This is a genomic window from Bacteroides caecigallinarum (genome assembly GCF_021531075.1).
GTDB classification, from domain to species: domain Bacteria; phylum Bacteroidota; class Bacteroidia; order Bacteroidales; family Bacteroidaceae; genus Phocaeicola; species Phocaeicola caecigallinarum_B.
The window spans coordinates 1-15,575 of record NZ_JADYTJ010000059.1 but is presented as its reverse complement, the minus strand read 5'-3'; the positions used below and the strand labels follow the sequence as shown (position 1 = coordinate 15,575).

Here is a 15,575-nt window from a genome sequence, read left to right as displayed (position 1 = left end):
TACTTTATCAGAAAAAACTTTTTAGCAATTAACAAATAAAAGTGCAGGGAGAATTCTGTTTTTCTCACCTTGGATGCGTTTTCTACGAAAAGACAGTACTTTTTTAGCGTTACACGTTCGTGTGACGGCAATTTTGTGGAGGGAAAATTCTGGAAAAGTCAGATATAAATAACAAACTCTTCAGTAGCAAAGAAAATTGCACTAATGCACTACTAAGAAAGATAAAAGAAAAGAAAGCATTGAGAATTAGTTACTTACCAGATCTTAAAAACAATTAATATACAATCCCCGCAAAAGAAAGCATAAAAAATTACACGAGCGTGCCACTTTTGTAGCACGTTCGTGTAACGAATAATCTTAATATAGAAGATCTTAATTCCTTCCAAAATTGTGAATTGGAGAACAGAATATAATTTCAATTACTCCACTGCCTTTTACAAATTCAATGTTTCATCAATTGCATCAATTTTTTTCTGAGTCAAATCCAAATCAGCTTTCAACTTATCTATTTTTCTGGAAATATCATTAAGCAAAGAGTTTCCTTTCTTAGAAGTAGAACTCAAAAATCCCAGATTATTTTCGTATGTTTTTATTTCAGTTTTTATTCTTTCGTATATCCTTACAAGTTTTTCTCTTTCCTTATACAGATTAGCTTCTTTGTTCAATCCGGACTTATAAGTATTGAGTTTTCTCTCTGCTGCCGAAAGATTTGCCTTGTCAAATATTCTATTTACCAAGCTATGGAATTCCTTATACAGTCTGTCCTTTTCTTTAAACGGAACAAAACCTACACTATTCCATTCAGATATAAGAGATTTTACTTTATCTCCTATATTTTCATCATCATTAGTTTCAGCCAGTTCTTCTACCCTTTTTATTATAGCCTGTTTCTTAGCCATATTCTCCAATTCCTCTGAACGCTGAGAAGAAGTAGCTTTCTGTTTTTGCTCGAAGAAATAATCGCAAGCACCTATAAATCTTTTCCACACAGCATCAGAATACTTCTTTGGAACAGGACCTATAGTCTTCCATTCTTTCTGGAGTTTTGTCAATATTTCTGCAGTTTCTTTCCATGCCGTACTATCCTTCAACGCCTCAGCCTTCTCACAAAGTTCTTTTTTCTTTTCAAGGTTCAAGGCCATATTTTCTTTTGCTGTCTTGAAGAATTCTGCTTTGCGTCTGAAAAACTCGTCGCAAGCCGCACGGAATCTTTCGAAAATCTTCAAATTCATTTTCTGAGGAGCATAACCTATGGTCTTCCATTTAGCCTGAAGCGCCAGTATCTCCTGTGTTTTGTCTTCCCAATCAGTAAAAGTAGTAAACTTATCATACTCCATAGCTTCAGCTATTTCGCATATAACAGTTTTCTGATCAAGATTATTCTGTTCCTGTTCTTTTAAATCTTCAAAATGTTTCTGATGTCTTTTGTTAACTACAGTCGAAGCAGACTTGAATCTATTCCATATACTTTCTCTGACCTCCTTAGCAACAGGGCCTATTTCTCTGAATTCCTGATGCAGTTTCTGAAGCTGATGGAATGCAGAAATCACGTCCGGTTCATCCGCCAGTTTCTCTGCAGCTTCACAAATACGAGTTTTAAGTTCCAAGTTCTTTTTAAAATCATATTCCCTGAACTCATTATTCAGTTTCAACATATCATAGAACTTCTCTGTGTATAGCTGATATGTTTTCCATATTTCATTAACTTTATTGGCAGGAATCAATTTTATTTCATTCCATTCCTGCTGCAAAGCCTTAAATTCATTATAGTTCTTTCCTGCATCCTCTGATAAATCTGTAAGCCCCTTCATTTTCTCCAATATTTCGAGTTTTTTCTGAAGGTTTTCCTCTTTCTCTTTTTCTAATGCAGCTGTCATGGAATTCCTTTTTTCCTTTATTTCAGCGAGAACAGATTTCAAATCTGCCTCCAAAGGATCAGCCGAAGGGACAAAAGCATCTGCCTCTCCACCCGATTCGATATATGCCTTACGGTTTGCTTCCTGTTCTATTTTATGAAGTTTATAGAAAGTTTGTTTGAGAAAGTCTATTTCCTGCTTGTCAGATTCACAAGCTTTTTCGTTTATTTCTTTCAAACGTTGTATAACCTCTTCTTTAGTATGTTTTGGTTCATACTTAACGTTTTCTGTTGTTTGTTCAACAGTAGGAACCAAAGTTTCAGACACATTCGCCTGTTCTTCGGTTAGCGGACGATTTGTTTCATTAACTTCCATGCGTATGTAGATATTTAAGAATTTTTCTTCCGAGAATATTATAATTACAAATTAACGAAAAAATATTTTAAAAACACAATTATATTACCGTTATTTTGTAATAGAAAATAAAATAGAACCAAAACTTACGACAATAATACTGTTATTCCCATATACAACATCATCCCGATAATATCGTTGGTGATAGATATAAACGGACCAGTGGCTATAGCCGGATCTATTTTCAGTTTTTCAAGAGTCATAGGGACTAGTGTACCGAAAATTGACGCAAACATCACCACAGCAAACAAACTTATAGAAACCGAATAGCTCACCGTGGCACTTGCACCAAATCTGACAAAATTATAAATATATACCAGCAGAGAGATTATGGAGGCATTAATCAAGGCCACAACAGACTCTTTGGCTATTTGTTTGAATGTATTGGCAGAATCCAGCGAACTGTTAGCCAGTCCTTGCACCACAAGGGCAGAAGACTGAGTACCTACATTACCCCCTGTTCCACCAATAAGCGGAATATACAATGCCATCTCAGGATGTGCAGCAAATGTTGTATCAAAATTACCCAAAATCATGGAATTGCCTATTCCTCCCAACATACCTATAAGCAGCCAGGGCAAGCGTGCAGTAGTCTGTCGCAAGACATTATCATCCGATTCGACATCCTGCGAGAGACCGGATGCCAACTGATAATCACGTTCAGCCTGTTCACGAACCTCATCCATAACATCGTCCACGGTAATTCGTCCCACCAGTCGTCCGATACTGTCAACAACAGGAACAGCCACAAGGTCGTATTTCTCAATAATCTGTACCACCTCCTCTATCGGTGTATCTACATGCACAGACACCGGGTCCTTTTTCATCACATGCTTGACTTTAGAAACCGATGGGCTGGTAATCATTTTTTTGAGTGGAAATACACCTCTGAGACGTTCATCATCGTCCACCACATATACATAATATATCTCGTCCATCTCTTCTGCCTGAATACGCATTTCCCTCAAACACTCAGGCATACTCCAGTTTTCTTTCACTATCACCATTTCGGTACCCATCAAACCACCGGCAGTATCTTCATCGTATTTCAACAAATCTACGATATCACCAGCCTGTTCGATGTCTTCGATATGCGAAAGGACTTCTTCCTGTTTATCTTCGTCCATTTCACGGATAATGTCTACAGCATCATCCGAGTCCATGTAGTCAACAAAGCGTTTAGCGATAGTTTCAGAAGGCAAAATATCAAGGAATTCCTTACGTGCATCTTCGTCCATTTCCACCAGCACGTCGGCTGCGGTTTCATTATCCAGCAAAAGATACACAAACCTTGCATTCTCCGCATTCAGTTCATTGCAGAGTTCCGCTATATCCGCAGGATGTAAATCATTAAGAAGCTCTTTTACCTTATCCGGCTCCTTATTCTCGATTAATTCCGTAATTTTTTTGATTTCTTCGCTGTTCATCCTGTTTACTTTAAATGTTAGAAAATAAAAGTCTTTTTACTTCAGAGCATCAGTTTCGTTCTTGTCTTGCAAGGCCTTTTCCACTCTGTTTGTAAGTTCAATAAATTCTTCTACCGACAACTGTTCTGGCCTTTTATTGAATATAGGGTCTGCACTAAGAGGATTTTCCTTGTTCAAAATAGTTGAGATGGAATTTCGTAAAGTCTTTCGTCTCTGATTGAATGTTGTTTTGACAATCTGCTTGAAAAGTTTTTCATTACAGCCCAAATTCTGAGTCTCATTGCGTGTCATTCTTATCACGGCACTTTTCACTTTTGGCGGCGGATTGAAAACATGCTCATGTACTGTGAAAAGATATTCTACATTGTACCATGCCTGAATCAGCACACTGAGTATACCATACGTTTTATTTCCTGGTTTGGCGGCAATACGCTCTGCCACCTCTTTTTGTATCATACCGGTACAACAAGGTATAATCTCTTTGTTGTCCAGCATTTTAAAAAATATCTGACTGGAAATATTATAAGGATAGTTGCCCGTAAGCACAAAAGGTCGTCCTTCGAACAAAGCCGACAAATCCATCTTCAGGAAATCCTGTTCAATTATGTTATCGCCAAGTTCCCGGAAGTTTTCTTTCAGGTAAGCCACAGACTCGAAATCGAGTTCCACAACCTTCAACGGTCTTTTCTTCGGTATCAAATATTGTGTCAGCACCCCCATACCCGGTCCTACTTCCAGCACAGGAATGTCCGGACAAGTATCAATAGTATCAGCTATATCTTTCGCCACTTGAAGATCTTTCAAGAAATGCTGGCCTAAAAATTTCTTCGGTTTAACTAATTTCATTCCGTATTCAAATATTTCTTTGTTATAATATGGCAATTATTCAGTTAAGCATTGTATATTTGCATAGTGCAAAGTTACATAATAATATCTAAATAAATTCAGATTTTGAAACGAAGTGAACCAAAAAAAGTTATTAAATAAGATATGGCAGGTAATTCTACCTATAATTCTAGGCTTGGCAATCCTTGTATGGACATATAAGGATTTTGATTTCAAAAGAGTCTGGTCCGTCATTGAAGGAGGCGTAAACTATTGGTGGATAGTATTTTCACTTGTCTTTGGAGTATTCGGACATTTATTCCGCGGATGGAGATGGAACATATCATTGGCTCCTCTAAACGAACACCCTAAATTATCCAACAGTGTATATGCCATATTCGTATCATATGCAGCCAATCTGGTTATTCCCAGAATTGGAGAAGTATCCAGATGTGGAATACTGGCAAAATATGACAATATTTCTTTCTCAAAATCATTAGGAACAGTTATCACGGAACGAATCATAGATTCTGTCTGCGTAATTATAATAACCTGTACCACACTTCTAATCCAATCGGGTATATTTGTAAGGTTTATAAATGAAACAGGAACAAACACGGCTTTCTTCGTTCATCTGTTCACCTCCACCAATTTTTATATCACAATAGCATGCATAGTAGCTTTATTGATTTTAGCCTATCTGCTATTTAGAAGATTTTCCATTTTCGCCAGAGTCAGAGGCATTTTCAATGACATATGGCAAGGATGTCTGTCCATAAGACACATCGACAGAAAATTTCTATTCATATTGTATACCATCGGGATATGGCTATGTTATTTTCTTCAATTCTATGTCACGTTCTACAGTTTTGACTTTACCTGCGATTTAGGATTAATGCCCGGACTGGTAATGTTCGTGGTAGGAAGCATTGCAGTAATAGTACCAACCCCAAACGGTGCCGGACCGTGGCACTTTGCCATAATAACAATGATGATGATGTACGGCATCAGCAAAGATAATGCCGGAATATTTGCACTGATAGTGCATGGTATTCAAACTTTTTTACTAATTTTGTTAGGAATATATGGTTTAGTGGCTCTACCACTTACCAACAAACGATTAAATAAAAAAACTCATAATTAAAAAACAATGTCTATGAGCGAAATTCTTTCTTTAACTCCACATAATGTGTGGAAGCATTTTTATTCTATAACACAGATACCTCGTCCATCAGGACATTTGGAAAAAATTCAGAATTTCCTGCTTGAATTCGGCAAGAATGCCGGTGTTGAATCTTTCAAAGATGAAGCAGGAAACATCATTTATCGCAAGCCTGCCACTCCTGGCATGGAGAATCGCAAAACCATTATCCTGCAGGCTCATATGGATATGGTTCCTCAAAAGAACAAAGAGACAGTACATAATTTCGAAACAGATCCTATACAGACTTATATAGACGGCGAATGGGTAAAGGCCAAAGGAACAACTTTAGGATCGGACAATGGAATGGGCGTTGCCGCTATTATGGCAATAATGGAAGATAAGACATTAAAACATGGTCCGCTGGTAGCCCTTATCACTGCCGATGAAGAAACCGGAATGTATGGAGCATTCGGTCTTAAACCAGGAACTATAGAAGGAGACATTTTGCTGAATCTCGATTCGGAAGAAGAAGGAGAATTATACATAGGTTGTGCCGGAGGCGAAGACCTGACAGCCACTCTGGAATACAAGGAAGAAGAAACAGATCCGGAAGACGTAGCTCTAAAAGTAAGCCTTAAAGGATTGCGCGGTGGTCACTCTGGTATTCAAATAGGCTGGGGACATGCCAATGCCAACAAGCTTATGGCAAGATTCCTTAATCAGGTAATCACTTACGACGAAGCCTGCCTAGTGTCATGGGAAGGTGGAAACATGAGAAATGCCATTCCTAGAGAATGTGAAGTTGTGATAACCGTACCTGAAACAGAAGTAGAAGATGTATTGGCATTCGTAGGTGAGTGCGAGCAGGTTTGGCGTGACGAGTTTGCCACAATTGAAGATAATATCACTTTCACAGCCGAACGGGTGGAACTTCCTAAAATGATGGTTCCAGACGAGATAAGGGATAATCTGGTAGACGCCATATTCGCTTGTCCAAACGGAGTGGAACGCTTTATTCCTACAATTCCAGACACAGTTGAAACATCTTCCAATCTGGCGATTGTGGAAATAGGAAACGGAAAAGCTGAAATAAAAGTATTGACACGCAGTTCAAGAGAATCAATGAAGGACTATCGCAACACTTCTATAGAAAGTTGTTTCTCTATGGCAGGTATGCATGTGGTTCGTTCCGGAGGTTATTCAGGATGGGAACCAAACGTAAACTCTCCGATACTGAACACTATGAAATCAGCATATAAATCTCAATTTGGAGAAGAAGCCGAAGTGAAGGTTATCCATGCCGGACTGGAATGTGGAATTATCAGTGCTGTTATGCCGGGATTGGATATGATTTCCTTTGGTCCTACTTTGCAATGTCCTCACACTCCGGAAGAACGTTGCAATATTCCGTCTGTAAAGAAATTCTATGATTTCCTGATTTCTACTTTAGAAAACAGTCCTGTAAAATAAGGACTGAGAAACCGTTTGAATGGATACATAAAAAGGTATCTTTTACTACAGATTATAAAAAGGTTGGTGCATATCTAATAAAAATGGTATGTACCAATTTTTTTATACACATCGTTCCCTATATTTCTGAGGTGACATCCCTACCTGTTTCTTAAAGAAAGTTCCAAAACTGGAAGGGTTAGGAAAATTGAATTCCTCAGATATTTCCTGCACAGTCTTGTTCGTACTGTCAAGCATTGCCATACACTTACGGATTATGGCCTTGAAAACCAATTCCTGAACTGTATATCCGCAAACGGCTTTCGAAACCCCGGAAAGATACTTGGGAGAAAGGAAAAGCTTATCGGCATAGAACTCCACTCCACGTTCGGACATGAAATAACGGTCAATAAGTTGGATAAGGCGAAGGAATATCTCAGTACGTCTTGCTCCTACAGAATTGCCTGAAAGGAATTTCTTCTGAAATACGGAACAAAGGCGATATGTAAGAGACAATAAAAGAAGACGCTTCTCATACATGGGGAAAAAGTCGTCCACCTGAGGCTGTTCTGTTCCGATGAGTGCTATATATCCTGCCACATCGTCTTCATCACCTGTATTCCATACGCAATGCGTTTCCGGAGACATCTGTGAGTATAAGTGTACCGAATAAACCATATTGCCCAATACATCACGTATAGAATCTACCTTATATATAATAATACTTACTTTGATATTATCCGACTGTCCTGTAATACGAAAAAACGAATCTTCGTGAATGAACACTGTATCACCGGCATGTGCCGTATATTGTCTTCCTGAAAGAATAAAGTCGAATTGACCTTCATGACAAACTATCAAACCTATACCAAAATTAGTCAAACCCTTTTTCATGCTTTCAGGAAAATCAAAAACCGGTCCGCCCGATGAACAGACATCGGACTGACCGGATATTTTTTCTTCCAGCTTTATTAATATTTCAGAGTTGTTCACCATAAGCCTTTAATTAGTTGACAAGGTACCAGTTACAAATTGACGAGGTTTATGTTAATATATAAAAGCCTTTGTATTAACTTGTCACCTGAAGCCTTGTATCTAAACAACGGCTAAGTTAGTAAAAATTACCGGACTTAGTGGAAGTTTTTCCCGCTAAGCCGATAATTTCCTCTTACGATATGGATAAACAAGAACGAAGAGCATTGAAATCATACATCCGTAGAATGTCCAACCAGACATTTCCTTTACAGCTGAAAGTGTAGCCTGAACCTGTACCTTACCTTTGGTGGATATGGCAGCCATGTTCTCAGCCTCGGTCTCACTCTTTCCCTGATAGCGCATTCCACGCACTGTCTGGTCGTACGAAGCAGCATTCTGGGCCACTACCCTATCTACATCGTGGGCGAAACGTGTGATATAATGCTGCTGGCGGTGTTGCATAACGTTGGTATATAGCGATGTTCCTATTGCCGGTCCCAACACCATACGTACTGACAGCATTATGCAAATCCAAGTGGAAAGATACTTGTATGGCATACGTTGGTTTGCATGTACCGCAGCAAGAGAGTATATAAGCATCATTCCTGCAGAACGGATTATCACAGTATATTTCATCCTTTCATACAGTCCTGCTGTCTGAACTTCGAAATACATGAACAGTGCAGACATTCCTATCAGAAAAAATCCCATCCCGAAAAGGTACTTCAGCTTTACCCCCTTAGATCCCAATAAAATGGCTATCACTGCTCCTATGAAATATCCCAACATACTCCAGTTGCCAAGAGCTGCATTCTGCCAGTTGTCTATCTTCATACCTACTCCGGTAAAGACATTGACAAACATCGAACTGGTATTGAATATCATCAGCAGAAGGAAAAGTACGATACCCATATTAATGGTGCACAGGCGAAAGACTTCCATCATAAAATATGGTGAACGTCCTGAAGACTCCATGTAGAAAAATGCTGCGCCGAATACCACAGCAAGCACTGTAGAACGAATAATGGTAGAATCAGAATACCAGTCAAGTGTCTTTCCGTAAACCAAAACATAGACTATACATGTCATCATGGCACTGAACACTGCCACACTACCGAACTTGCGGAAATTAACAGGAAAACGTCTGTTGTTATAGCTGTGATACGGCATTGTAACCATTATTATAAGTATAGCCACAAGTGTCATTCCCATCATGTAGTAATACACATCCTGCCACTGATATTCGTAAGCCAACCAAGCCGTAAGCGAGGTTCCTATCTGTCCCAGAATCATGAAGAAAAGGTATATGATAGGCATACTTTTGCTTTTTTCAGCATCAAGGGAATCCCATCCATCTTCTGTGGTAGGCTCCATTCCCGGAGTAATATTTCTGGTAGCCTCCATTCCGAAGGCATATTTTATCAGGGTAAAGAGGTTCACCATCATAAGCACCATACGGAGGAAGCCCATGATAAGGCTGCACAATGCAAGAAGGAAGATACTGTCGGTGACAGCACACACATAACTGAGGATGTACATAAGCGAAAATTCCACCACGCACATCATCTTTTCACGGCGAATACATACCAGCTGATAAAAGAATGGAGCAAAAGCTGCCATACCTATTGAGGTGACAAACCCCACAAACTGTATATGTTCCGACTGGATTCCAAGTCCGCTAGTCATTTCACCACTGTTGGCTGTATATACTCCGCCCACAGTCAGTATCGGGATGAATAGCAATATCAGCAGGATGATACCTACAGGTTTGGGAACCCAATTATAGAATGGATAATTCTTTGGCATATATTATAACTTCGCTTTCACAATAACCATCATTCCGGCAGCAAGCCGTTCATTGTCTTCCTTACTCAGCCCCTCGAAATCTATTCTTACAGGAACACGCTGGCGTATCTTAACGAAGTTTCCGGCTGAATTGTCGGTTGGAACGAGCGAGTATTTTGAACCTGTGGCACCGGATATGGCTGTAATCTTTCCTTTGAATTCCTTATCGCTGACAGCATCTACAGTGAGTGTCACCTCCTGACCTATATGAAGGTTTTCCACCTGAGTTTCCTTATAGTTGGCTATCACCCATTTCTGTGTATCCGGCAATATATAGGTTATAGTCTGTCCGGCAGAAATGAACTGTCCTTCCTCTATGGCACGACGTCCCAGCTGTCCGTCGCAAGGTGCCGTAACCACAGTGTATGAAAGATTCAACCGTGCCATTTCGAGTGCTGCCTGTGCACGCTGTATGGCAGCTTCCATATTCTGACGACGGGTTGATACTTCGTTCACTCCCGACATCGCAGCTTCCTGCTGGCGCTTCAATGCCACAAGTTTTTTCTTCGTAGCCTCATATTCTGTCTCTATCTGCTCCAGCTGAATAGGTGTGGCAGCATTTCTCTGAAGAAGGTTTTCATAACGTTTGCGGTCCTTGTCCAGTTTTGCAAGACGGATTTCTACTTCCGAAATAGAAGCCTCATATACCGAAGCCGATGCTTTTGTTGTCTGGAGAGTCTGACCTATAACAGAAGCTCCTGCCATAGCGTCTTTCAGTGCAGCCTCAGCTTCCATCACACGGATACGGTATTCTCGGTCGTCAAGAACCATAAGTGTGTCGCCTTTCTTCACTGTCTGATGTTCGGTGAAATACACCTTCTTTATATATCCGGAAGCACGGAGATTTACCGGCGAGATGTATTGTTCTATCTGTGCATCATTGCTTGTTTCGTTCAGTTTATAACTGAAGAACATCACTCCAATCTGATAGAGTCCAACAAGAAGAATTATAATTCCGAATGTACTTGCCAGCATCTGACGACGACGTTGTTTTCTCAGTTTAGCAGCTTGCTGCTCTAGTGTATTTTTCTTTATATCAAGTTCTTTTGTTTCCATATCGTTTTTTATTTGAAGTTATTTTATTGTGAAGTTAAAGAAGTTAGAGAAGTTATGAAGTTGCTTAATCAGAATTTAAACAGCATTTAAGTGGTGTTTAAGTGGTGTTTAAACACTGTTTAAATACCGTTATTTTAGTAATATCTCAAGTTTTCCTGTGAGTTTCAACATCGTAAGATTATTTACACGATAATTGTAGTGTGCAGTCACATAGTTGTTCTGTGCCTCACTCATACGCATTTCGTCCTGAAGAACTTCTGTCATCGATGCCACACCTTCACGATAGCGATCGGAAGTAACCTCGTAAACATCTTCTGCCAACAGATAGTTGTCTTTCTGTTTTGTGAAATTACGGCGACTGTTCATCAGGTCGTTCGTGGCATTCAGATATTGTGTCCTAAAACTCTTCAAAGCATTCTCGTACGACAGTTTTGCATTCTCGATATCAAGTTTTGCCTTTCTTACTTTAGAACGTTTATCAAGTCCATCGAATATCGGAACTCTCAGTGTCAGACCTATGCCGGATGAGTTATACCATTTGCTTGACGGTCCTGAATGGAACCAGTTCTTTGCCTTGTCAGTAAATGCAGAATACATGAAACTTCCTGTAAGCGACAGCGAAGGAATATATCCATGCGAAATCATTTTCTTCTGTTCCTCTGCCATTGCATTTTGTTTCTTAAGCAGTTCCAATTCCGGCTGACCTTCGTACAGCCCACTCATTTCTACAGGAATGATACTCTCCGTATCCACAGGAGTAAGTGTAACGTCAATTTCTGCAGGATAGTCTATCACATATTTCAACATATTGATTTGCTGTGTAAGCATTGCCACAGCATTATCGTACTGTACCTGCAGGTTTTCCAGGTTTATATTAACACGTTTCACATCCACTTCCATCGCCATACCATTATCGAAAAAAGCAGTGGTGATGTCTCTAAGTTCCTCCAGGCGGGTGATGTTTTCTTTCACTATTGAAATCTGCTCGGCTGTGCTTTGTCCCAGGTAATACATTTTTGTGATTTGCATAATCAGATCCTCACGTGCCTTGTCGTACGAAAGGGAATTGATTTCGTTCATCATCTTAGTGACCGACATGGCTGTGTAGATGGTCTGATTATACAGAGGCATCTGCAGTTGCAGCCCTGCCGATGCATTATACTGTAACGTCTTTGTCACGTTATAAGGATTACCATATGCCGAACCATCAGTAACAGAAACCGGCGGGTTGAAATTGTCGTTGAAGGATGCAACAGCATTGATTTGCGGCAACAGTTTAGAGCGATTTTCAGAGATACTGTGCTTCCCTTTTATAATCTCATTACGCTTGGTCTGCAGTGTGAGGTTATTCTCTATACCTATCTGCAGACATTCTTCCAGCGTCAATACCTGCTGCGCTCCAAGAGGAAAAAGCGAACAGGCAAAAGCAAAATTGAGTAATAGTCTTTTCATATCGTTTATCTTGTTCATCTGGCGCAAAATTAGGATGTTACGTTCAGAAAATCGTTACGATATTTTCGCTTTCGATGTTCATATTTTCCTTTTTAATTCAATGTACCTAGGTAATCAAAATCCTCTATATTCAGTTTTATGAAAAAACGCGGGCAAGTTTAAGGTAAAACTTGCCCACGTTCGAGATGGAATTTGCCCGCGTTTTGGAACGGTTTTCCGGTTAAAAGAAACTTAATGTGATTGACGGTAATAATGCCCCTTAGTTTATTACTTTTTAATTCTCCTAAGTCTCAGACTGTTTGTAATCACACTTACACTACTCATCGCCATTGCAGCACTGGCTATCATCGGATTAAGAAGAAAACCGTTTATAGGATATAGAGCACCCGCCGCTACAGGAACACCTATTATATTATATATAAACGCCCAGAACAGATTCTGGCGGATAGTACGCACAGTATGGCGTGAGAGACTTATAGTATCGGCTATCTTTTCCAAGTTGGATGAAATAATCGTCACCTTTGCAACATCCATAGCGATATCACTACCTTTACCCATAGCTATACTCAAATCAGCCCCAGCCAGGGCGGCACTGTCGTTTATTCCATCGCCAGCCATCGCCACGACTTTACCCTGTAAACGTAGAGTCCTGATAAATTCAGCCTTTTGCTGAGGCGTGACTTCCGACTTATATTCGTCCACACCCGACAATTCTGCCATATAATGTGCCGGAGCATCGGCATCACCAGTAAGCATTACAACTTTTATGCCCATGCTCTTCAATCTGGATATTGCTTCAGCTGATGACTTTTTCATTCTGTCTGTAATGGCACACAAGCACAATACTTTATCATTATCGGCAAACCATATTACCGTTTTCCCTTGTGCAGCCAAAGAGGATGCTTTTTTTTCCATCTCTTCAGGAATTGTGACACCATAAGAGGAAATCAAACGTATGTTTCCCGCAATGTATGTCATATCTCCACAAATACCTTTCACTCCTTGTCCAGTTATACTCTCGAAAGAGGTTATCTCTGCAGGTTCCACTCCTATACCCTGCACTACAGCCATCGCCAACGGATGTTCAGAGTGTTTCTCCAGTCCACACAATATGCGCTTTAAGTCCTCTGTCTCGTTGTTCCACATCCAGTCTGTCACCACAGGTTTACCTTCGGTAATAGTTCCTGTCTTGTCAAGAACCACCGTATCAACCTTACGGGCTATCTCCAGACTGTCGGCATCCTTAATCAGTATTCCCATCTCGGCTCCCTTACCTATACCCACCATAATGGCTGTTGGTGTGGCAAGTCCTAATGCACACGGACATGCCACAACAAGCACTGTCACTGCTGCCAGAAATCCGTGCGTAAGTCCGCTCTCCGCATCAAGTGTCACCCATAAAACAAATGAAAGCAGAGCCACTGATATTATAATAGGAACAAATATCCCTGCCACTTTATCAACAAGTTTCTGGACAGGTGCCTTGCTTCCCTGAGCGTCCTGTACCATTTTGATGATTTGTGCCAATACTGTTTCGCTGCCGACTTTCTCTGCAACAAATCTGAAACTTCCTTTCTGGTTGATAGTTCCGGCATAAACTTTTGTACCTTTCTCTTTAAGCACGGCTACAGGCTCACCGCTCAACATACTTTCGTCTACGTATGACGAACCGTAAACCACATTACCATCTACTGCTATACGCTCACCAGGTTTTACCACTACAGTATCGCCCACCATAAGCATATCTATATCAGCCTCCATCTCGGTGCCGTTCCTCATTACCGTCACCTTCTTGGGCTGAAGTCCCATAAGTTTCTTTATCGCCTCGGCAGTATTACCCTTTGCCCTGTCTTCCAAAGTACGTCCAAGAAGAATAAAAGCCACTATCATAGAAGCCGCCTCGAAATATACATGAGGTGTTATTCCATGACGAAGAAGATATTCCGGAAAAAACATATTGAACAGGCTGAAAAGAAACGAAATACCAGTACTCAGAGCTACAAGTGTATCCATATTAGCACCACCCTTCATAAGAAGTCTGAAGGCATTGACAAAAAACGTGTTTCCGAGTCCGAAGACCACTATAGCTGAAAGCACGGCCATAATATTCGCTGCATATGGCATATCATGAAGAGACATAGCTATAACCGATACTGGGATAGATAACACTACAGACAGTATTGTCTTTATTTTCAACACCTTATAGTGATTCTTACGTACTTCATCAGCTTTCTTCTGTACCTCTTTCTTTTCTTCTATAAGTAAGTCAAAACCAATTTTCTGGACAGCAGCTTTCAATTGTTCAGGACTACATTCATCAGTATTATATTCAACAGTAGCCATTGCTGCAGCAAGATTAACAGAAGCACTTATTATACCAGGTTGCTTGTTTAGTGTTTTTTCCACTCTGGCAGAACATCCGGCACAACTCATTCCCATGACAGGATAATTCTTTTTTATGGTTCTCATTGTTCAATACTATTTTACAGTGCAAAGGTATTGATTTTAATATATCCCCCAATACTATATATATAAAATAAGGCAGGAGTAACTCCTGCCTTTACATAAATCGTATTATATTATCTCATTTAAAAAGAGTATCTAGACCAAACCTCTTCTTTTGCCCCATCAAAGTCTGTAAGTATTAAATAATCATCAGCAATGATATATTTATATGATCTATTATCAGGATATTCACTGTCGTTCATTTCTTCTTGATAAGTAAAAGAAATTATATCCCCGGTAGCATCCCATGAGAATTCCACTATTTCTTTATCATTACCATAACCATAATCATAAGTTATATCACCTTGACCGTCAGACTCCAAAGTTAATGTCGCATTTCCACTATACCATGTGCCCGAAAGCTTTCCCTCAAAATCATCATCCTTACTGCAAGATGACAACACTCCGCTAAACAAAACAGCAGAGATCATTACCAAAAACATTCTAAATCTTTTCATAGTTAAATAAACGATCCTTAATTAATAATAATGTTCTATAGGAAAGGATCAAAATCACAAACAGAACATCTTTGTTTTAGTTATCAGTATTATTGCTTCTATTCTTTTTACAAAATTACACCACTTTTCAGATTTATAAAAACAGCCATAATTGCACTTCGTACTATAT

Annotated in this window: 11 protein-coding genes; 2 read left to right on the top strand and 9 right to left on the bottom strand. The window is 39.7% G+C overall.

Annotation, left to right across the window (positions count from 1 at the left end):
• Positions 1 to 434: 434 nt before the first annotated feature.
• The 3 genes from I6E11_RS12825 to rsmA form a co-directional block, all read right to left on the bottom strand.
• Positions 435 to 2,231: a DUF349 domain-containing protein gene (locus tag I6E11_RS12825; protein ID WP_235338559.1), complete on the bottom strand. Its 1,797-nt coding sequence runs from the start codon at positions 2,229 to 2,231 to the stop codon at positions 435 to 437.
• A 125-nt stretch (positions 2,232 to 2,356) separates the two neighbouring features.
• Positions 2,357 to 3,697 carry a magnesium transporter gene (mgtE, locus tag I6E11_RS12820; RefSeq protein WP_235338558.1) on the bottom strand — a complete coding sequence of 447 codons (1,341 nt, stop codon included), beginning with the start codon at positions 3,695 to 3,697 and terminating at the stop codon, positions 2,357 to 2,359.
• Between the two features lie 36 nt (positions 3,698 to 3,733).
• Positions 3,734 to 4,543, bottom strand: a complete 810-nt coding sequence (gene rsmA, locus I6E11_RS12815) for a 16S rRNA (adenine(1518)-N(6)/adenine(1519)-N(6))-dimethyltransferase RsmA (protein WP_235338557.1) — start codon at positions 4,541 to 4,543, stop codon at positions 3,734 to 3,736.
• A 175-nt stretch (positions 4,544 to 4,718) separates the two neighbouring features.
• Between rsmA and I6E11_RS12810 the strand changes: the two genes are divergently transcribed.
• Together I6E11_RS12810 and I6E11_RS12805 are read left to right on the top strand one after the other, a co-directional pair.
• Complete coding sequence (locus I6E11_RS12810) at positions 4,719 to 5,666, top strand: lysylphosphatidylglycerol synthase transmembrane domain-containing protein (protein WP_394800135.1); 948 nt, start codon at positions 4,719 to 4,721, stop codon at positions 5,664 to 5,666.
• 12 nt (positions 5,667 to 5,678) lie between these two features.
• On the top strand, positions 5,679 to 7,136 hold the full coding sequence (locus tag I6E11_RS12805; protein WP_235338555.1) for an aminoacyl-histidine dipeptidase: 1,458 nt from the start codon (positions 5,679 to 5,681) through the stop codon (positions 7,134 to 7,136).
• A 102-nt stretch (positions 7,137 to 7,238) separates the two neighbouring features.
• On the opposite strand, the gene I6E11_RS12800 is transcribed toward I6E11_RS12805, so the two are convergent.
• The 6 genes from I6E11_RS12800 to I6E11_RS12775 all read right to left on the bottom strand — a co-directional run bounded on the left by I6E11_RS12800 (position 7,239) and on the right by I6E11_RS12775 (position 15,391).
• On the bottom strand, positions 7,239 to 8,111 hold the full coding sequence (locus I6E11_RS12800) for an AraC family transcriptional regulator (RefSeq protein ID WP_235338554.1): 873 nt from the start codon (positions 8,109 to 8,111) through the stop codon (positions 7,239 to 7,241).
• Positions 8,112 to 8,264: 153 nt separating this feature from the next.
• A complete protein-coding gene (locus I6E11_RS12795; RefSeq protein WP_235338553.1) occupies positions 8,265 to 9,896 on the bottom strand; it encodes an MFS transporter in 1,632 nt (543 codons plus the stop codon).
• A gap of 3 nt (positions 9,897 to 9,899) precedes the next feature.
• Positions 9,900 to 10,991 (bottom strand): HlyD family secretion protein, encoded by a 1,092-nt coding sequence (locus tag I6E11_RS12790; RefSeq protein WP_235338552.1) that lies wholly within the window; start codon positions 10,989 to 10,991, stop codon positions 9,900 to 9,902.
• Between the two features lie 129 nt (positions 10,992 to 11,120).
• Positions 11,121 to 12,443 carry a TolC family protein gene (locus I6E11_RS12785; protein ID WP_235338551.1) on the bottom strand — a complete coding sequence of 441 codons (1,323 nt, stop codon included), beginning with the start codon at positions 12,441 to 12,443 and terminating at the stop codon, positions 11,121 to 11,123.
• A 267-nt stretch (positions 12,444 to 12,710) separates the two neighbouring features.
• Complete coding sequence (locus I6E11_RS12780) at positions 12,711 to 14,912, bottom strand: heavy metal translocating P-type ATPase (RefSeq protein WP_235338550.1); 2,202 nt, start codon at positions 14,910 to 14,912, stop codon at positions 12,711 to 12,713.
• A 119-nt stretch (positions 14,913 to 15,031) separates the two neighbouring features.
• Positions 15,032 to 15,391 carry a hypothetical protein gene (locus I6E11_RS12775; RefSeq protein WP_235338549.1) on the bottom strand — a complete coding sequence of 120 codons (360 nt, stop codon included), beginning with the start codon at positions 15,389 to 15,391 and terminating at the stop codon, positions 15,032 to 15,034.
• Positions 15,392 to 15,575 lie beyond the last annotated feature (184 nt).